The 20,586-nt window shown below is 34.5% G+C and carries 20 protein-coding genes; 11 read left to right on the top strand and 9 right to left on the bottom strand.

All coding sequences use genetic code 11. From position 1 onward, the window contains the following. Positions 1-2 precede the first annotated feature (2 nt). Both ACMT7R_RS00545 and ACMT7R_RS00540 read right to left on the bottom strand, forming a co-directional pair. On the bottom strand, positions 3-1,871 hold the full coding sequence (locus tag ACMT7R_RS00545) for a hypothetical protein (RefSeq protein WP_415309490.1): 1,869 nt from the start codon (positions 1,869-1,871) through the stop codon (positions 3-5). A gap of 133 nt (positions 1,872-2,004) precedes the next feature. After that, entirely contained in the window at positions 2,005-3,033 is a 1,029-nt protein-coding gene (locus tag ACMT7R_RS00540; RefSeq protein ID WP_415309489.1) for a cellulase family glycosylhydrolase, read from the bottom strand. A gap of 551 nt (positions 3,034-3,584) precedes the next feature. Between ACMT7R_RS00540 and ACMT7R_RS00535 the strand changes: the two genes are divergently transcribed. From ACMT7R_RS00535 to ACMT7R_RS00525, 3 genes are all read left to right on the top strand, one after another. Next, complete coding sequence (locus ACMT7R_RS00535) at positions 3,585-3,896, top strand: hypothetical protein (protein WP_415309488.1); 312 nt, start codon at positions 3,585-3,587, stop codon at positions 3,894-3,896. Positions 3,897-4,053: 157 nt separating this feature from the next. Next, the gene (locus ACMT7R_RS00530; protein ID WP_415309487.1) at positions 4,054-4,746 is read left to right on the top strand and encodes a hypothetical protein; all 693 of its coding nucleotides are present in this window, start codon (positions 4,054-4,056) and stop codon (positions 4,744-4,746) included. A 468-nt stretch (positions 4,747-5,214) separates the two neighbouring features. Continuing rightward, positions 5,215-6,561, top strand: a complete 1,347-nt coding sequence (locus tag ACMT7R_RS00525) for a thrombospondin type 3 repeat-containing protein (protein ID WP_415309486.1) — start codon at positions 5,215-5,217, stop codon at positions 6,559-6,561. A gap of 530 nt (positions 6,562-7,091) precedes the next feature. Here ACMT7R_RS00525 and ACMT7R_RS00520 read toward each other — a convergent pair. After that, positions 7,092-7,514 carry a DUF1428 family protein gene (locus ACMT7R_RS00520; protein ID WP_415309485.1) on the bottom strand — a complete coding sequence of 141 codons (423 nt, stop codon included), beginning with the start codon at positions 7,512-7,514 and terminating at the stop codon, positions 7,092-7,094. A gap of 580 nt (positions 7,515-8,094) precedes the next feature. On the opposite strand from ACMT7R_RS00520, the gene ACMT7R_RS00515 reads away from it, so the two are divergent. Next, positions 8,095-8,661: a hypothetical protein gene (locus tag ACMT7R_RS00515; protein ID WP_415309484.1), complete on the top strand. Its 567-nt coding sequence runs from the start codon at positions 8,095-8,097 to the stop codon at positions 8,659-8,661. A gap of 530 nt (positions 8,662-9,191) precedes the next feature. On the opposite strand, the gene ACMT7R_RS00510 is transcribed toward ACMT7R_RS00515, so the two are convergent. Continuing rightward, positions 9,192-9,449, bottom strand: coding sequence for a hypothetical protein (locus tag ACMT7R_RS00510; RefSeq protein ID WP_415309483.1), 258 nt, complete (start codon positions 9,447-9,449; stop codon positions 9,192-9,194). 395 nt (positions 9,450-9,844) lie between these two features. On the opposite strand from ACMT7R_RS00510, the gene ACMT7R_RS00505 reads away from it, so the two are divergent. From ACMT7R_RS00505 to ACMT7R_RS00490, 4 genes are all read left to right on the top strand, one after another. Beyond that, entirely contained in the window at positions 9,845-10,288 is a 444-nt protein-coding gene (locus ACMT7R_RS00505; RefSeq protein WP_415309482.1) for an MFS transporter, read from the top strand. Then, complete coding sequence (locus tag ACMT7R_RS00500) at positions 10,260-10,649, top strand: MFS transporter (RefSeq protein ID WP_415309481.1); 390 nt, start codon at positions 10,260-10,262, stop codon at positions 10,647-10,649. Before ACMT7R_RS00505 ends, ACMT7R_RS00500 begins: the two co-directional genes overlap by 29 nt. 729 nt (positions 10,650-11,378) lie before the next feature. Continuing rightward, complete coding sequence (locus ACMT7R_RS00495) at positions 11,379-12,257, top strand: class I SAM-dependent methyltransferase (RefSeq protein WP_415309480.1); 879 nt, start codon at positions 11,379-11,381, stop codon at positions 12,255-12,257. A 236-nt stretch (positions 12,258-12,493) separates the two neighbouring features. After that, positions 12,494-12,730, top strand: a complete 237-nt coding sequence (locus ACMT7R_RS00490) for a hypothetical protein (protein WP_415309479.1) — start codon at positions 12,494-12,496, stop codon at positions 12,728-12,730. 170 nt (positions 12,731-12,900) lie between these two features. Here ACMT7R_RS00490 and ACMT7R_RS00485 read toward each other — a convergent pair whose 3' ends face one another. After that, complete coding sequence (locus tag ACMT7R_RS00485; protein ID WP_415309478.1) at positions 12,901-13,131, bottom strand: hypothetical protein; 231 nt, start codon at positions 13,129-13,131, stop codon at positions 12,901-12,903. Between the two features lie 317 nt (positions 13,132-13,448). Here ACMT7R_RS00485 and ACMT7R_RS00480 point away from each other — a divergent pair, with 317 nt between their 5' ends. Both ACMT7R_RS00480 and ACMT7R_RS00475 read left to right on the top strand, forming a co-directional pair. Continuing rightward, a complete protein-coding gene (locus tag ACMT7R_RS00480) occupies positions 13,449-14,072 on the top strand; it encodes a hypothetical protein (protein ID WP_415309477.1) in 624 nt (207 codons plus the stop codon). Positions 14,073-14,493: 421 nt separating this feature from the next. Beyond that, positions 14,494-15,780: a PQQ-dependent sugar dehydrogenase gene (locus ACMT7R_RS00475; protein ID WP_415309476.1), complete on the top strand. Its 1,287-nt coding sequence runs from the start codon at positions 14,494-14,496 to the stop codon at positions 15,778-15,780. 496 nt (positions 15,781-16,276) lie between these two features. Here ACMT7R_RS00475 and ACMT7R_RS00470 read toward each other — a convergent pair whose 3' ends face one another. Further along, complete coding sequence (locus tag ACMT7R_RS00470) at positions 16,277-16,813, bottom strand: hypothetical protein (RefSeq protein WP_415309475.1); 537 nt, start codon at positions 16,811-16,813, stop codon at positions 16,277-16,279. Between the two features lie 691 nt (positions 16,814-17,504). Continuing rightward, entirely contained in the window at positions 17,505-18,329 is an 825-nt protein-coding gene (locus tag ACMT7R_RS00465) for a class I SAM-dependent methyltransferase (protein WP_415309474.1), read from the bottom strand. Between the two features lie 89 nt (positions 18,330-18,418). Between ACMT7R_RS00465 and ACMT7R_RS00460 the strand changes: the two genes are divergently transcribed. After that, the gene (locus ACMT7R_RS00460; RefSeq protein ID WP_415309473.1) at positions 18,419-19,078 is read left to right on the top strand and encodes a plasmid partition protein ParG; all 660 of its coding nucleotides are present in this window, start codon (positions 18,419-18,421) and stop codon (positions 19,076-19,078) included. Positions 19,079-19,407: 329 nt separating this feature from the next. On the opposite strand, the gene ACMT7R_RS00455 is transcribed toward ACMT7R_RS00460, so the two are convergent. After that, positions 19,408-19,938 (bottom strand): hypothetical protein, encoded by a 531-nt coding sequence (locus ACMT7R_RS00455; protein ID WP_415309472.1) that lies wholly within the window; start codon positions 19,936-19,938, stop codon positions 19,408-19,410. Positions 19,939-20,107: 169 nt separating this feature from the next. After that, on the bottom strand, positions 20,108-20,365 hold the full coding sequence (locus ACMT7R_RS00450) for a DUF2283 domain-containing protein (RefSeq protein ID WP_415309471.1): 258 nt from the start codon (positions 20,363-20,365) through the stop codon (positions 20,108-20,110). Between the last annotated feature and the right edge of the window lie 221 nt (positions 20,366-20,586).

Here is a 20,586-nt window from a genome sequence, read left to right as displayed (position 1 = left end):
TTCTAATTACCTATATCTCCTTCGAGTATCAACTCATTACCATTGTTGTTAATACGAACATCCAGAAATTCAATAGGCAACTTTACTGGAATCAATGGAATAGCAGAATCTCCTTCAAGAACTTCCAACGGATCTTTAAGTTCCAAAATCGTTAGAGCAATGAACTGGGCCAATCGATCTATCAAGTCCTGAAATATGTCAGCATTGCTAATTAGACTCATGACAAACTCGCCCAGGTCGTCATCAATATCCAAAATGTTTCTAATTATTCCTTCTATCCCACCAAGTACTGAATCTATAAAGGATATTGCCCAATCGGGAAGTCCCAAAGAGCTAAGAAGACTAACTATTGCATTTACAATTAGATTGTGGAATAAGTCTCCAATCGAATCTGCGATGTCAATTATATCCAAGTCGATTGGTAGTGTGGGAACTAGAGTAAATTGCCATCTGTTTGAAACGCCTGAGCCAACTCCATAAAAGATTTTGGGAATGGCACTAAGAGTGATTTCAGACGTTATTAGTCCGCCGAGATCTATGGGTAAAGAAATATCAGGTTTTGCTTCAAAAATGTCAATTGATGGAGCACGGATCAAGCATCCGCCAAAAGGATTGGGTACAAGGCAAAATCCACCAATTGTTTGAGTAGGAATATCTATTGCTAAACTAAGTTGTAATTTATCCCATTTTAGGTCTAATTCACTTATCAGAATAGAACCATTATCACGCAAATCTACAATACCATTATCCAAATGTGCAGAAACTGTATAGCCAACTGAGAAGATACCTGATCCACCTGTTGGACGTGATGCTGTAAATTTAAAACCTTCAAGAAGTGCACCATATATTTTTTTGAATGTGGTTTCTGATATAGCGACTGTTAAATCGAAAGCACCGGTTCTTGATCTTGACTTGGTGGTTCTTATTATAGTTCCACTGCCACTACCGCCGCCACTACCGCCGCCACTACCGCCGCCACTACCGCCGCCACTACCGCCGCCACTACCCGGTGAGAATATGACGTTCAAGTTTAAATCATCGAGGTTGATAAAGGTCTTTAACTGATCATCTTCAATAGCCGGATTATTAGGAACGGTCGTTGCTCCTGAAAGTCGCAAGTTTCCTGACACCTGCAGATTCCCAGTAGACGGAGGAATGTCGATTACACCGAATGTCAGGTTAGAGACAATCTCTGCTACATGAGGAAATATTCCATGATTAAGTACTGACTTTGCATAACATTCTATGGCATTTTCCAGACCTTCAGGTTTTAAATCAACTATCTCGATGCCATCAATTTTAATCTCTATTTTTTGACTTGCAGGCATTCCAGATACTTTACTGCCCCCTGTAGCATACAGGTCAAGACAAAAGCATTCCAGTTTAGAGGTAGATGGTCTAATATTTGGTGGTAGCCTATTAGGCACAAGTGAGTTTGGCGGTCTCCTATTAAGTACAGGCAAGTCATTGATGCAATCCAAACCAGCACAAACCTTGAAGTGAACAGCTAACCTCTGACTAGCCAATGGATCAAGTTCTGGAGGCAATGGAAAAATATTACCTTGATGAAAATCAATCTCAGCTTTAGAAAGCTGAATTGCAAAATTAATGGCTAAATTACTTGAACTAGACTGACCTAATGGGAACCCAATGACAGGAAGGGGGTCAAGTATTGTAAGGAGGGGATTTTGTTGTCTATTTACTTCTGGGACGACTGTAATCTTTTCGCATAGTAGATTTGGATTTGAGGCCAAAAAAGAAGTACCATAATTAAAAAGAGATGGGCGCTGTTGCATTAGATGCTTGACCACTCTATTTATTCCTGCATCATGTACAGCAGCATAAATATCGCATTTTTCTGTAAGGCTCAATGAATTTTACTGGATAAAGATATACTTATCTTTTGCTTTAGGCAAAATCGAAAAAAGTTTGCCAATAGTCTACAAGGATCCCTTACCCTTAAAAGAAGGGCCTTGTACCAATTAGTTAAAGGTTAAGTTTCTTTCAGGAATTTTTTATGGCTTTGACAAAACTCTCAAAGTTATCATTAGGTGCTATTACCCCATCAACGTTTTTTGCCAAATTGAATGCAGGGTGATCATTGTCTTTAATATATGACCATTGCCAAAACATCACACCAAAAGGTAAGAACTTTCTGAAAGTTCTTAAATATCTTGCATGTTGACTTGAGCTAATTTTTACTCCTTTGCCTGTACCAGAATTATACTCGCCAGCCAGAACTGTATCAATTTTCATTAGCTTTGAGACCAATCTAAAATATAATATTGCTATGAAGTAGGGAGGATAGGGATGAATATCAAAGATTATCGTATTTTTTACAGGCAATAATGGTTTGATCTTGGCTTGTATCCAAGGAAAGTTAAGTGCAAGTAAACGACCAGCATAACTATAACAAAATATTAAAGGCTTGTCAGTAATATCTATAACCTTACTTAGCAAATTGTCATGATATTTTGAAACCTTCTTGAAATCACCATGCCTAAATACCTGGGGTTCGTTTAAAAGCTCAAATGCGGCAGTGGATTTCTTATTATCCACAGTCTGTATTACTTTTTGAATGAATTCAAACTGCTTGGTCCATCCATCCTCCCCGTCAGTTGACTTTATTGTTCTATCCCACCAATGATTCCAAAATTTTTCTACCTCTTTTTTCGAAGGATGTTTGTAAGGATCACGATTGAGTGAAATGTCTTGAAATATAGGAGATACAATAGAATTCGGAAAGCCTATTCCGTATCCAAGAAGCGAAGAACATTCCCATTGATGATTATCATATATACATGAAATATTGTTCTTATCAGCTTCATTTGAGATAAGATTTAATTCCTCAATAAAACCAGCCGGATCTTTTTCATAAGATTCCCAATAAACAGGTATTCTTACCATATCAATACCATGACTCATAAAAATATTGAATGAATCTTGTACGTACTCTTGCGGCGGTTGCAGAGGTTTTGAACGATTTTGATAGTCAGAAACCTTGATTCCATCAAAATTAAGTCCAATTCTCATTGTTTGTTTATTTATCTTTTGTTCGTTTAGCTATTAACATTTTTGGAAATTTGGATATCCATTTGCAAGTCAGGTTGTTATCCAAGTTCCTAGAGGTAGGTTGTGTAACATATAATTTCAAAACAAAAAGTATAATAGAATTATCATGATTGTGCTTATTATTTGATTGATCATTTAGGACCAATGTTTTGTATATTCAGTACTATTACGGGTAACATTATTAAATTCTAAACGGTTATCTCCGTAAGGGGCTAATTTATCAACCTGAATTGCAGGTTATTTATAATAACATGCAAATCTCTGTATGTCCAATCTACTAGTTATAGATATAGAAAAAAGTATAAAAGACTATTAGTTAGAGAGGATTCATATTTTGTTATTCAAGGTCAGAAAGTGGCCCATATGGAATCATTCAATTGAAATTATCATACGAGCATGTATTGTTTTAAAATATTAAAAATGGCGGAATTTTCAAACTTTCAAAGATATCATGAAATAAATTAGTTGTATATTGGATTAATACTTAAATACACAGAATCTAAAATACTGTCATGAAATTTGAATACATTTTTTTAACTTTGGCACTATCTATAGTTTGGGTTTCATTTTTTAATCAGTCTTACGCTCAAGTGACATGGAATACTATTGAGGAAGAGGATGGTTCATTCACCATTCAAATACCATCGAATTGGAATATAAGTGAAGTCTCTGACGCCGAAAAATTAGCCCCAATAGATTACATGTTGCGCTATAATGATAAAGGGAATTCATTTGCTTGGATTGAGCTTTTGATTAGCGAACCGTCTCTATTCAAACGCAAGTGCTGCTTTAGAATCCTATATAGAATACTACCAGCAGTTTGATGATTTCAACCTAACAAAGCCAATTGAGTGTGGTACCTATACCTTAAATGATGAACCTGCTTGTTCCTTCTTATCAAGTCAACAATTACAAGGCGAACAAAGAAGAAATGTATTAAATGTAGTATCTCTTACCCCAGGTGGCATCCAAACTGATGCTGTGTTTGTAACTTCAAGTAATATATACGAACCATTTTTGCCCGTAGGAGAATATATCATCAACTCTTTAGATATAAACTCAACAGCCGTTACACAGGCGTTAGAAAAGAAATCGATAGAAAACATAGAGTCGGAACTTCCTATTATTCCAACGGAAAATCGGACCATGCTATTTGATGAAATTCCATCTATCCCAAAAGATAATACCACTATACAGCGACAACATTCTGAAATTTCAGATAATTCAACTGGAAATGCATCACAAACTTTTAGATCTGCATATGATACTTTTGTTTCCTCTGATCCCCTTGGGTTTGGAGTATATGATAAAAAAATATCTAATTCCTTTAGACCAGGTGAGGACTTGATATTATATATCGAGCCCACTGGTTTTGAATACGGCACTGTATCTGATGAGGGCAACAAAACATTGTATACCATAGAATTCTCTGCGGATTTTGCGATATCCGATATTGAAGGAAATGTATTGACCGAACAACTAGGACTTCCGGTTAGTGAAATAATCACTCATCATCAAAACAAAGAGGTATTTATTCCATTTACAATAACTCAAACTACTCCTTTTCCCCCAGGAAATTATTTCATAAATTATACCATTCATGACATCAATTCTGGAAAGAGTTTTGATATTGTAAAGGAGATTGTAATATCAGATCAAACACAATTGGCCTGACAATATATTTTTTTAAATTTTTTAATTATTAAAGCAATATTAGTTTCCTTTAATCAAATAATTTTGATGATTAACTGGAAACCTAAATTCCAATTAATTTCTAACCAATTCTACGCTAACTTAGAATGAAGATTCAAATCTTGGTGTTTCATCATATCATTGACACACAACAGAACATCAAGTTTGGGTGCTCGTGGATTGAGTTACCAGTGGTAGAGAGTATATGTATTAATTCAAAATAACAGACCAATCAAGTTATTTGATATAAGATAGGAAAATAAGAAACAATGAGTTGCGAAAACATACCTTGCCATTATGCGAGGATAATATAAAACCGTTAAAATATTTAAAATAAACAATTAAGATTTTGGATTTTTGGTGAAAATTTATTGTTTTGTATTGTAATTCTTTAAAGTTTAATAAATAGTATCATATCCCTAATCTAATGTTCATCAGGAGTATATTTAAATGGTAAGAGAAAGTACATGCAATCTCGATTTTATGGTACTTGTTCCATTATTAGTATTGTTAATTTTGACTTTACCAGTTACTATACTTCCGATTGAACCCAACACTCTATCTACAAAGTTTGTATTGGCAACTTCAGATGATGTAGATGGAGAAGATCAAGTAAATATGGACACTGAAGGTGAAGAAAGAGATGAAGATCAACAAGAAGATGATCAGCAGTCTAATTTTCAAGAGTCTTTATCCCCGCAATCTTCTACAGACTTAAAAACTAACCTTAATCTAAGACAATCTCCAGGGAACGAAGATGGCATCTTAGAGTCCAATGAAGATGACTCCACTGCAGTTGTAACACAGCCACCGGTTTCAGATGATATCATAGTCGCTCATGATCGAGATTCTGATGGAATTGTCGATACAGAAGATAACTGTCACTTTACAAATCCGGATCAAAAAGATAGTGATGGAGATGGGTTGGGAGATGCCTGTGACCCGGATCAAGTTGATGGTGACAATGACAACGTACCAGAGTCTATAGATAATTGCTTTGCCGTGGCCAATTCTGATCAAAAAGATAGTGATGGAGATGGGTTGGGAGATGCCTGTGACCCGGACTTTATCGATACTGATAATGATGGCGTAGTAGACACAAAAGACAATTGCGAAATTAAATTTAATCCGGATCAAAAAGATAGTGATGGAGATGGGTTGGGAGATGCCTGCGATTCTATAACTGCGGGTGTGGAAACGTACAATCCCGGTCCTTTTGGTCGCGAAACCCCATCTATTTCAGAAAATAGTGGTTTTGTAGAAGAACAACAACTACAACAACTACCACCGTCTTCGGCTTTGTCTTCACCCGCCTCGTCATCATCATCTTCTTCTGGCTCACCTAACACTCTGAACGACATCGCATCATCGCCATCTTCTGATGCTAAATCCTCATCAACCTCCACAAATACCGAAACAGGGATGACTCAGGAAGCCTTACCTACAAATATGGTTACTCAAAAGAAACCTGATACCCTCTACACCGGACGCAATAACGGGCCAATTGATGTTTCCCTTCCCGATCCTGTCCTTGTACCAGGACCAAACGAAGAGAGAGCCGGCCAAGACGAAGAAGATAAGGAAGAATGCGTTGTCAAATACTGTGATTTGCCTATTCCAATATCCAATGATGAAATTTGTAGAAACGAAAAAGACGATAATCTTGATGGAAGAATAGATGAAGATCCCTATTGTACTGAAGTTCCGGGGGAATCTAAACCCCGTCCTTCTAATGACGGCATCTTAACACCAGAAACATCACAGGGACCTTCTCCATTTGGAGAATCTTCGAAATAATAAAATACTTTGTTTGTGTTTAGATACTCATATTATTTAGATTCCTAATCACTGTCTTCATCCATAGGAACATAAGCAAATGTTGAATAGAAAATAGATTTCATTTGAGACGAGTATCATGAATAAGTCCAAGATCCTTGAATGATAATATAGTTACCAAACCAGCTATCTTTGCCCTTGAAGGATTAAAACGAGAGAAAAATAATCCTTGTCCTAATATTAAAGAAATAGTTATGCTTTTATTTTATTTTATAAAAGTAGGTAAGTGGATTTATCTGTGGTCATCGTATCAATGATACGAATCGGTAAAGTGATTGTAATTTGTATAACATTGGAATTAAAGGTAAAGTTAAAGAACAGTAACTAATAGACTAACCTTATAGCTCATTGTACTACCTTATTTAGTATCGCTGTATTATACAGGATTACTTTAATCGTAGAATTAATTAAATCAAAATTTCAATAAAAAATGAATATCATCAAACTTGACAATTTGTTCAAAGGTCACTGATTTGATCATTATGTTATGGTCACGAATTAAAAGATACTTGTACTAATTTATTAAAACCACCGAATGACACTACTGAACCTGGAGTAATCAGTTGCATGAATTCTTTATAAAGTGGTTCCATACTTGTATCGGTCGCCATGCTCTTTGAAAATTCTTTTACATGTTCTTCATCTCTATAGGATTGGATCTCAAGCCAGACCTCTTCATCCTCAGATGCAGAAATGGTTTTTGACAGATTTACAAATTCCATTATGTTCTCTCTATTTTCAAGAGAAAACACCTCGAAGTTAGAGGCACCGTGTTTCATAAAGAAATCTCTAGATTGTCTGTTAACTTCCATCATTGCATCATGGTTTTTCATTGGGGCACGGTAAAGGAAAATCTCTATATGATTATGGGGAATTTTTTCTTTAGAGGAGGAGTTAGTACTTGTATTACTCATTAGGATTCATTAACTTAAAGATATAAAAATTATAAAGGGATCAAAAGTATAGTTGCTTATCATCTTAATAAAAGAGAAAGGATTCGGATACAATCCATAGCAAATTTGACATCGATATTTGGAAAATGGTAATAATCTCGGCAAGATCTATCACAATTATCTTTTAAAAGATCATTTAGTTTAGACGTATAGAGATACGGTTTAAGGTTGAACTGAATCTACTATAGTTTCTAAATTAAATTATTATTTGATACCGCTTTTTCTAATTTCCAATAGTCTATGCACTATATAGCATTTTCTTGATCATAGAATTTGATCTTAAACTATTTTACATTCTAAGCATAAATTTCATCCATTAACCGGAAGGGAGATCTCGACATTACCAAATGATAGATCGGTTTTGAATCCTGCCTTTAAAATCTTTCTCATCTGATCTACCTTACCCCTAGCATAAGAATTGAACTTCATATTTTAATCACATATTTCACGTGTAAGAGATATCTTCTATATGATCAGCTTAGAATTAGAAAACGTACTTTTGTTCAATAGCTCAGATATAGAACTATAATAATATTTTGATATGTCGTCAATCACTAATTACTTTGGGAATTTGTTTCGTGATCAAAGCAGAATAGCATTTGCCATGGCATTGATATCCGTTTTGACAATTGGTATGATTATCCAATCTCTACCCCAATCAAATGCTTTAGACATTAATGATTTAACAGGTTTTGAAGGACTTTCAGAGTTTGGATTAAGCAATAATTGTGTCGCTATTGAATGTAATAACCAACAGACTATTGATAATAGCAAGACTATTACTGATAACACAAACAGTAATATTGTAACCGAGAGCGATGATACCAATATAAGTTCTAGTGGAAATGCAAACCAGCCCAATGGATCCAATCCCCCACTTACTTGCGTTCAATGCTTTGAAAATGCAAATCTTACTCCAGAACAGGAAACAGATCTCTTTAGTATTATACCCGGTCAGCCAAATTCATATGCAGAACTATGTCCATTGATCCAGAATTCAAACGCGGCAAACTTTGAATTGGCGTTAATCGAAGGTGCATTTTTGAGCGAGGCTCAAGCTAAAGCCCTAGTTGATTGTCTGATAGAGGCAGGCATTCTCGTAGAATAAAATAGACTTTATTCCATTTCTTTTATCTCAAGACTTGAAGAGATGAAACCCGTATCCGTGCAGAATTCAAGGGGTTCTAGAATTAGATTATTTTGTTCCTCTACCAATTCCAACAAATCAATCTTGTAGCTGTAAAGGCTCCGAAATGCCGCTAGGAGTAAGAGAAACTTTGGCGGGCCCCATAACTACCACATTGATCTAAAACTTTAGATCAATTATTTCACTTTCTATAACAGTAATATAACATGTGGTATCACCTCTTTTTACCGGGTGGGGATACGGTTCAAGGTTGAATGGAATCTCAAGTATCCGAATGAATGTGAGAGAGTAAACAGAAAAGTATTCGAATTCAAAGATGATCTCTATCTAAAAAAATTTTTTGTCGACCTCCTTGAGAACATGTATTGATAACCTCTTCACCTTTCCATAGTAACTCGTCTACCAGATATCTTTCATCAAAGGAAAACACACTTAAAAAATATAGTAATAAAGACTAATACTTCTATAACTAATCGTCTCAAGAAGTATGGCTAGTTTGTTTGGTTACCGGTTTGGTTAGTTGACGTAGAATTCCCAATTAACTGTTTTGCATGATCGATGTGATTCTTTGCACCTTCATAGTCGCCGTTATCTATAGCTTTCTTTGCGTCATCCAAAATTAAGTCTGCCTCAGGACAATCGAAACAAATAGTTGCATAAGACGTTTGATAAAAGCTAACCATCGATATACTACAGAGACCAAACGCAAGCAGCGCAAAAGTACAAGAAACTTTATGTTTAATATGCATTAAATAGTCATTGTCTAATCAATTATAAAAGATTTTAATAAGCAATTATAACACTAATGTTTTTGGCCTAATTAAAATAAAATATAGTTCTTAGATTTTTTGTTATCTGTTGCAGCAACACAAGCCGTTCTCTTTTATTTTCATGTTTTTATCTTTTGTTGTTTGACAATATATTTTTTGTATTTGATTGTTCATCAACGACTATTAATGAGTCCACATAATTAAACTCCTGACTTTACAATTGTAAAATATTCTTTAGGAAATACAATTCTTTACAGTTGTAAAGCCACTGTCTTATGCATCTCTATTTCTTAAGAAACTCTAGGTATGTATACGGACAAAGAAATATCATTAGCAAAAAAAGTTAGCTCATTGATGTTTAGGATGGCGGCCATTTGACATCAACTTCCCCTTCTCCTTCTTCTCCTTCACAGACCTCGACATTAGTATCAAATCCAAATAGATGGAAAGCACTAACCCTCTTATCATTAGCTCAATTTATAATAATCTTGGATACATCCATCATTGGAGTAGCTCTTCCTACCATTCAAGATCATTTTGGAATAACTCAAACAAACTTGCAATGGATTTTTAATGCTTATGTAATTACTTTTGGTGCTCTATTACTACTTGGGGGTAGACTATCAGATATAGTTGGACAACATAAAGTATTTACAATCGGATTTTTGATCATTACTGGCGCATCTGTGATGGCAGGGATAGCAATATCAAATGATATACTCATAGCTGCTAGAATTTTACAGGGGTTTAGGGGCTGCTTTGATTGCACCCTCAGCTCTATCCATAGTAATGAATCTGTTCTCAACAAACAAGTCTGAAATGAATAAAGCAATGGGCATATGGGGAGCTGCTGCACCTGCCGGTGGAACTGTAGGGGTATTTTTAGGAGGTATCATTACAGCCTGGTTTGATTGGCCATGGGTATTTTTGATAAATGTTCCTATTGGCATTGCAGTATTGGCATTATCTCCTACATTGCTTCCCAAGGGAGTAAGAAGGAAAGGAAGTATTGATTACTTGCGTGTCCTCACAATCACCTTATCTTCAGGTCTACTGATATATTCAATTGTAACAGCCAATGAAAAGGGATGGTCCTCAATACAAACGGTAATCCTATTGTCTGCAAACGCTATTAATCCGGCTTCGTCATCGCTCCACAACACTATCCCATTGACATAGTTCAAAGTTTTAATTATTCCAGTATCCAAGTCTTGATATTTGATTATCAGCAACAATGGCCTCATACGAGACAGAAAAATAATCGTTTTGTAAATAAGGCTATCAATTCTTATGTAAAGAATTCTATCAAAACAGAAAAAACATGGGTTTATACTAGATCCTATTAGAGATGAAGTCTTAAAATGAGTTACGAGAATGAAATGTGTCAATATATGGAATGTAAAAACCAGGCGACAGGTTCGACGACAATAAGATTGCATGGATTCAAAATTACCATATATAATTGTGATAAACATAAACAAAATTCACTTGATCTGTCTGATAAGTGGTTAAAAGGAAGGATTTAAAATGACAGATTTGTGTAAAACGAAATGATGACTATTGACTAATATAACCGAAATAAATGATCTGCTACTGCTATAATATTATAACATAGTTAGGTTGTAAAACGTTACATAAGTGATAGCGAAAAACATCAAAAAGGTATGGAACCAAGCGTCAATTATTCAAGGCATTGTGACAAAGTAAAAAATCTCGGCAAATAATAGTATTGTTACCATGTATAATATCATATAGTTTGGACGCGCGGGGATCAAGTTCCCAATGGCAGTAGGGTTCTAATACGATCAGGATATAAAATGGGTTGATAGTAGAACAAACTAAATTCACTAAGAATTATCACCAAATAGCAAAGGCTATAAAATTTGCTTTGTATTAGAACACATTCACATGTCTAATTCACAATCGGATCAAATTAAACAAAGTCAAAGACAAAGCTGGGATAGTGTAGCTTCTGGATGGCAAAAATGGTGGAGGATTTTTGAAAATGGAGCTCAAACTATAAGTGATAAATTAATAGAACTTGCAATTGTAAAACCCAATTCAAAGGTATTAGATATCGCAACAGGTATAGGCGAGCCGGCTATTACTGCAGCTAATCGTGTTGGTAATGAAGGATATGTGTTGGCCACGGACTTGTCACCTCAAATGCTATCTATAGCAAAAGAAAGAGCCAGATCCCTAAACCTTGATAAGATAATGGAATTTAAAGAAGGCGATGCAGAAACAATATCTCTGCAGCCATCGACATTTGATGCGGCTCTTTGTAGATGGGGATTGATGTTTCTACCTAATTTGGAATTAGGGCTCACAAATATTTACAAATCATTAGTAGACGGCGGACTCTTTGCTGCAGCCGTTTGGTCTATACCCGATAAGGTACCACAGCTATCTATCCCCATGAATATAGCTAGGCGTGAAACAAATGCACCGTTGCCTCCACCCGGCTCTCCTGGACCATTTGGTTTAGCGGACCCGGAATTACTTTACGAGGCTTTCAAAAAAGCAGGATTCAAAAATATCAAGATAGAAAAGGCCAAGGTGACTTTTCGATTTGATACTGCAAAAGATTTTACAAGGTTCACTCAAGACATTGCAGCTCCTGTCAACACCATATTGAATAACCAATCCAAAGAGCGTACTGAACAAATATGGAATATGATAACTCAAGAGGTATCTAAATACACAACTGATATAACTGACAGTAGTGACAAACAAATACCCATAAGTATCGATAATGAAGCTTTATGCATAGTTGGTACCAAGTAACCCATGCGACAATTATTAAGTAGATTATATCTTATCCTATTTTATTAAAACTTTCCAAATCTATTCCTTAATTCTATTATATATTCGTCAATGGCAAACTCGTTGAATTTGTCAGATTCTAAATCTAAAGGTTTGTTTCCCTGTGAATAATAACATTGTTACTATATGAATTAACATTTTATATGTATACCTTTATTCCACCGTCGATAGGACATGTGGATGAAGATCCTAATTGAGTGGAAGTATCTTCGGGAGTAATTATGAAATTTAGCTTGGAATTATCCGGATTTGTAAATCATGACATCCAAGACATAACAGCATTGAAAATAGGAGTAAAGTCTTGTATTGGCTTGGCTATATATATCTGGAGCAATCAAAAGAATGCACTCTCACCGTACAAAAATGATCTTTTACTAACCCACTTTATGAATACAATAGTGAGAAGTACTTGCATCAAATTAAATATCCACTAATTCCTCTTTGCATTACCATAGGGCTAAAACCAACGTGGTATAGGTTAGATCAATGCGTGATTGTTATTACCATACTCAGTTTCATTTACTTTGGGAGCGTGGAAATGCGATTCAAGATCGAATCTATTCCTACAAGAAGCCAATAAAATAAAATCAAGTGCTTTTTTTATTTACATTGTTACAATGGTCGACCATCTGTAAATATTTAACTGAGGTAACGTTAGCAAGAATACAGCAGAGGGAGACCGGGGTTTCGGCGGTATTTTTCCAGATAAAATAACCCCGAGAAATTTTTTTATTGATCTATCTGCTATTGGTGGTGGCTTTATATAGAATTTCTTTCTAATTCCTATTTGTACTTTGTCACTTTCCATAAGGATATGGAAGGTGATTTTAGTCACCAGTTAACTAGTGATGCATTTAAAAATTTCAATCTCGGTGATTATGTTTTGATGAAGTCGAAAATCGAGCGATATTTGAACAGAGGTGATCAAACCAGTTTTATTTCATGATTTCTAAAAGTAATATATATGAGATCATAAGCATCAATTCTTTGAACTATAGCCTAATTGTCAATTTATCTTTAAAGTTTATATTGTTCTTTTTTATTATTGCAGAGATAATTTCATTCTCATTTTATTTTTTCAACCTTTTTCCTCAATTTAATATCCCGAATATCATATCATCTGGAATAGCCGGCTTTTTAATTCTGATTTATTTGACAAAGTCAAGAGCGTCTTCAAAATTTATTGACGGATCTCAAATATTTATTCTAACCTCGGTTGTCCTCTGGGTCACTGCTGAACTTCTATATGGATACTATGATGGAATTCTAAAAATAGATGCCTATCCGTCTCTAGCAGATTTATTTTACTTATCAGGCTATGCTATGTTCATATCATCTTTAATTTTGATAAACAAGATGTACAAGGTAGAGCTTTCATTCATAGTTAGTTCAATAGTTACTTTTTCTCTAATTGTTTTCTATATCATGTATATCTCAATATTCATATTTGATGTATTTGATTATGGCGGTGCTATTCAAGATTTAGTTTTATTGTTTACTTATCCGATAGCCGATCTGTTAATAATAGTAGTAGCTATTATGTATTATTTTAGAGGTAGATCCATTTCTCTTTACAAGGAACATACTTATTGGGTATTCATTTCTATTTTTGCATTTTTCTTTTTTGCGGCAGATTTAACATTCGGGTACAATGATTTGTCCAGTATAGAAAGTAATGAATATCTTTTCGATTTTTATTACAGTCTAGGATATTCTTTTTTGGGAATAGCAATTCTTTTTAGGCTCAAGGATATTCAAACTCCCAAAAATTATTAAATTAATTTTTAAGAATTTTAATACAGAATTTAAACAAAGAGATTTATGATTGTTTGTTTGTTCATCAAATTCTAATAAATATGAATCTGCAAATATTCTGTTAGTAATAGCCTGTGGAAGTTGAGATATGGTTCAAGATGGAATAGAATTCAATAATGGTTACTTGCATATTTCGGATTCTAACTACCTTTCCTGTCTCTAAGTTTCTCTTCTATCAAATATTGATTTTTGAATAACTAAATGATTATACAGGACAGAAAGTAACCGGTGGACAAAAAATTGTAAAGAAAATTGTTTCACTCAATAATATAATCAAGTCTATCCCTTTAACTATTGATAATCATAACAATGATGGCACACAATAAATTGGATTAATGAAAAATATGCCTTATTTATGCTATCGAGCATACTAATAAACAACATGGTATTTAGAAATGATTTAATCAATAATAATACCGGCATGCATATGGAAAAATTAAATGGATTTTTTACAACATCTTTAACTTTAGTTCTGGCAACCGCACTACTCTTTCAATATCAATTCCCTCTTGCCATGGCACAGTCAGTCAATGATCAAAGTTTGAATGTGGAAACATTTGTTGAGGGTTTAAATTTACCTACCAGTATGGCCTTTTTGGATAGTAATAATATACTGGTTTTAGAAAAGGATGGATTGGTGAGACTAGTTTCAAATGGACAATTACAGCCTCAACCAGTTTTGGAGCTACCCGTTGATTCGCAAAGTGAAAGAGGACTGCTAGGTATTGCTGTACAAGAAGATACCAATACTAATAACAATTCAAATCAAAATATGGACACCAAGAATGTTTTTCTTTATTATACAGCAGCTGATCAAGATACTGACGAATTAAGGAACATGGTTTACAAGTATATCTGGAATGGTCAAACACTAGAAAATCCAACTCTAATTTTAAGTCTTCCGGCAATACCAGGACCTAACCACGACGGTGGAAAAATAATGATCGGACCTGACGATTATCTTTATGGAGTCATAGGAGACTTGAATCATGATGGCATGTTGCAAAACTTTCAGGATGGTCCTAACCCCGATGATACCGGAATTATATTTAGAATAAATACCACCGACGGGGTACCAGCACCAGACAATCCATTCTCCACTGACCAAGATGATCCATTAAGTAAATATTTTGCATACGGCATTAGAAATTCTTTTGGATTGACCTTCGACCCAGTTACTAAAACTATCTGGGATACCGAAAATGGACCTGCTTCTAATGATGAAATCAATATTGTCGAACCGGGATTCAATAGTGGCTGGCAAACAATAATGGGTCCAATTTCATCTTCGGGTAATACCGAAGAAGATCTAGTGAGCTTTGAAGGTTCTTATTATGCCGATCCGGTTCTGACATGGTTGGACCCTCCAGCTCTCGCAGATATAGAATTTTTAAACTCTACTAGTCTGGGTGAGGGCTATTACAATAATGTGTTCGTAGGCGATTACAATAATGGATATTTGTACTATTTTGAGTTAAACGCCAACAGAAATGGATTCATTCTTGATAACATTCCAGATTTGATCGTGGACAATGAAGAGGAACAGGAATCCATTGTTTTTGGCAGCGGTTTTGGAAGTATAACAGATATAGTAACAGGACCTGATGATGGATTTTTGTACTTATTATCACATGCGAATGGAATTATTTATAGGATTACACCTGCTTAATAAGTTCAATACTTCTAAATATATACATATTTTTAGTGATTTAAGATACTAGTTGTTGAAAACAGACCTAAAATGATGAGGTATCGGAACCTGTAAAACTAATAAACAATAAATATAAAAGCGTCTTTCTTTACACGGGTCAACATTATTCACCCAATATGAGGGATGGTTTCTTGAAGGATTTGGATATCAAAAACATCCGATTTTTCAACATTAACAGAAAATATTCAAGAACCATTATTCAATATATATCCCAAATGTAGACTGACTAATACATCCAATAAGTTGTGGTCCTAGGGATACGGTTCAAGGTTGATGGGAATCTTCGCATCCCATGATACATCCTGGTCGTATGATTTTGGAAATAATAAGGACCTAAAATCAGTAGTCTATTATTGAAATATCAAGAAATCATAATCGGATACAAAATATCACTTTAGTACGAAATATCCCAATTATAAGGGTTCGATAAATTAAATAAAGTAAAAATTAAGTCTTATTGATAGGTAATGTTTAGTTGTGGAGAAACCTCATTAACTCTTATATGTATGGTGGATGTGGGAGGAAAAACAATATCATCGGTAGAATTGTTGTAAATTGCAATATCCGTAAGGTAAGTGGATTTATTGTTTACTATATCACCCGAGTATGTACAAAGGTCTCCAGCTTCTGAACTCAATGGAGATAAAGCTAAACCTACTAAAGGTTCGGGATTTGCTGGCCCAAAGAGGAAAACAATAGGTGTAGTAAAGTCCTCGTTACATGGAATTTTTGCAGTAATATGACCTTTTATAAGACTATATGGAGAAGAGTCATAAAGATGAAGATAATTTCCTTCAGGTAATGTTACACCCTCTAATAACAATATTTGAGAATCACTGACAATAAAGTTTTTTGCTACATTTGTGTCTTGGGATTGTACTTTTTTCTCAGTTAACTCCTGACTTTGAGAAAATGATAACTGTATTCCGATGGGCGAAATTACCATAAATACTGAAAATAATAAAATAAAGGTGCTATTTCCTATTTTCATTGCAAGAATAATTAAGTACTTCTATAAATATATATCTTGGTCTAAAACTATCAATATTTATTGGAATAAAGGACACATACGAATTTCAAAAGATATTGGACCTCTTTAGATTCTATGTGACAGCAATTTAGAAAAATACAGCTTGTTACTAATAATTGATCTACTCTGTAATTAAATTTATAAATTAATACTATTTTCATAGATTACTAGATAATGTTTGCTTTCATCTACAGTAATACCGAATAGAATAATGAAGAAGTAAATTATATACAAATTTCAATGATAGTAGAGAAATATTTTCAGGCAAGATCTACCTGAGCAATACTACAAGAACATATCATGTTGACCAGAGACAGTCCCCGCCATAATGGCCATTGCATACTCGAAAAGGAATAAATGGATTTGTGGAGTTACTTCATAATGAATGAGTTCGAGTTAAAATACAATTTGCTATTGGATTGACACTAATATTTGCAAATGGATTCAAACCCCAGTGAATTATAAGGTCATTTCCATATTAGCGATCAGTTAGTTTGGGCGCGTGGGATACGATTCAAGATTGGATAGAATCCAAGCATTAGAACCAATGGAACAGGCAAAAAACATTTGAATTCAAAATAAATTATTTTGTGATCGACGATAAATTACTGAAACGTGTATATTTTTGTATTATTTACCACCTCTGTCATTTTTATTTTCTTGCTACTGTCAAAAGATAACCCAGTCGTATATTATTTTCTACCACATATGGTTCTATGGCACGTAAGAAATCATCTCTAAACGAATTGATTTGTTCAACACTATCTTGATTCTTTAAAACCTCAATTGTTTTGAGCAAAGGACCATAGTTTGTACTCATAAAATTCCAAAAGTGACCAGGACTGAGAATGGGAAATAATGTTGTTCCCCTTTCAAAGTAGATTTCTGAAACCCCATTTAATCTCTCTTTTACAACTTCAGGATTTCCCCAAAGTATTGGTGAGGGCGGTGCATCAGGCTTTTTTGGCAAATATTTACCATTGACTCTAAATATAGACCCAATAGCCAATTCGGGTGGCCAAGTTGCAAATGCTATCCTCCCACCTTTCTTTGTTACACGAATCATTTCTTTACTGGCAAGGTCAGGTTGAGGTGCGAACATGTGTCCAAAGCTTGAAAGCACTACATCAAAGGATTCATCCTCAAATGGCAGATTCTGGGCATCTCCTTCCTTCCATACTATACTATCTAGTAACGCTATTTTTTCTTCCTCTGCAGCCCGCTCCAATAGTTCAGATGTGATATCAATTCCAGTTACGTTCGCGCCCTTTCTTCTCGCGGTAATTGTAGTGTTACCATTACCACAAGCCACATCAAGAACAGATTCTCCGGATTGCACATCAACTAGCCTCACCAAATGATCAGAAATAGGAGGTAGCATGGTAGATATACTACTATAATCGCCCAGTTTCCAAACATTCTCTGATTTTGAATTCAATGATTTTTCTCTATTGTTTTCTATATTTATTTGACTCATAATTTGATATCACGATATCAAATTATATATAGTTTTCTATTACTGATATCGTGATATCACTTAAATGGAATGATGTATATAATAAAACTGTGACACGCAATTTAATAATCCGTGGCTTTGACGACGAGATCCATTCACAATTGGGCAATCAATCAAAAAAGAAGGGTGTCTCTATCAATTCCATAGTCAAAGACGCCGTGGACCAATGGCTAAAAAAACAAGATGAAATACCAAAAAGACATCACCTGCTTCTCTATGATAACGAAGAATCTATGCAACGTCTGATGAAGTCACTAGATAAGATGACTCAAAAAGAAGACTGGTTTAAATGTTTTGTTCGCTCTTCAAATACTTCAATCACAAAAGTCCTAGAAGGCCTACATTGGTTCGATGGAACAATATTGCAGTACAAACAATCTCAGAAAGATAAGATGAAACATATTAAAGACATATTGCAAAATATTTGGCAAAAGTCTAACAGTAAAGAGATCTTGTTGGTAGATTTTCTCATCAACGATATTGCATCTTCATCAATTCCTGAAGCGGTTTCACTTGAAAAGCAATACGATAAGAATAGGCTGGAGGGTCTCGTATTTTGTGCCTATGAGATGACCAATCTTTTTAATGCATCCTCATCAGAAATTATAGAGATGTTTGATTCCCATGATCAGGTATTTCTCCTAAAAGATGATCAAATATTTAAAATACATATAACCAAAGAAAATACACACAAACTATTATTGAGTTAATTCGTTGCTCAGAATGAAAAGTAAATAAAAATTTAGTGACAACTTATCCGCCTCATGATAATATTACCTAATAAGAGATCGTTTGGTTGGAAAGCTTGGGGATTAAGTTCCTTGAGGTAATAGAGTTCTACTATAAGACTTGCTAAATTCAATCAAGACTTATAGAAAATGAAAAGGGTTAGGTTCAGGTTCAGGTTCGCTTCCAAAATTCTACGACTGAGGAAAAGTATCTAGAATTAAAAACAAAATTAGTAAATGGGTTAGCTCATTCAAGAAACAGATCTCGAGTGTATTAGTAAAATTGGATCAATATTATGATCATATGTATATCACGTCACGGAACCTGTAATCGATTGATTTCCAAAATGAGTACCGATTTTCGCTGGATCAAAATATACAGAAATATTCTTTTCATTCAATGTAATGGTCGCAGGCACTTTAGAATAAAATAATCCACCATCATTCATTGTAATTGTAGTTGTTCCTTTTATAATGGTCGAATTAGTTAGATCAATGGGAGCATAAGGGATCACTAGATCTCTAACCACATGTTCATGAGCTTCCGATCCATCTGGTTTGACCATATCTATAACTGCATCAAAGGCAAGCACTAAGGTTGGAGACTCTGTTAACGACCAATTACCCGTATTTATCCAGTCCGGATTACCTGATATATCAGTTTGTGTATGGTTAAAAGTACCTGTTTTTGTAATATTTTGTTGTTGAGCGTTCACAAAATATAGAGTTTCATTTGATACTGTTACTACTACACCTAAAGATAAAGATAAAGCTAATACTACTATTGCAAACACATCTGAACTATTGTAATTATTTGATCCTTTAAATTTATGTTTTATCATGTTTCATAGTTCAAATGTCTGATTATCTGACTGGAAGATTTAGTGATTTGTAGTAGTCACTAACCCAAAATTTGGCCCACCACAATTGGGTATATTTTACAGTCTTACATTGCAATATCTAAACCATGTCTACCAGTTAGCATTAGTGCTTCTTTAGTCCAAACATCATTTACTTGACCATGCCACTCATTTTCAAAGATTTTTTGAATTTGTCAGATTCCAAATCAGAAAAACTATTCTCAATTTTTCTCTCCACGTTATCGTGTCTCACATTATTTTTCACGCCTACAACCTCTACTCCGACGGGCTTGTCGTTTTTATCCAAATGAATATACATATTTTTGCTTATAGGTTCAGTTTTTACTATTTTATTGTATGTGAACTTAACATATCCAACATCAACATCAACATTATAATAAGTATTCATGCTTTCTCACACTAAGCTAAACTAGATCGAGTCCAACCAATAAAAGTATGTCGGATTATTTTCTGCTGGTATATATAAGATACTCAGTCATGAATAAGACAGATTCATTCTAGTGATGAGAAATTATCACCAGTGATACAGTAAAATAGTATGATCAGTCATTATTCGTCCTCATTTTTGCAACAGTATCTAAAACTATATTCTCTTTAGGTAGAGCAATC

This window comes from Candidatus Nitrosocosmicus sp. FF01 (assembly GCF_047711275.1).
Taxonomy (GTDB): domain Archaea; phylum Thermoproteota; class Nitrososphaeria; order Nitrososphaerales; family Nitrososphaeraceae; genus Nitrosocosmicus.
Note: the sequence above shows the minus strand (reverse complement) of the source record. Positions and strands in the feature narration are given on the sequence as shown.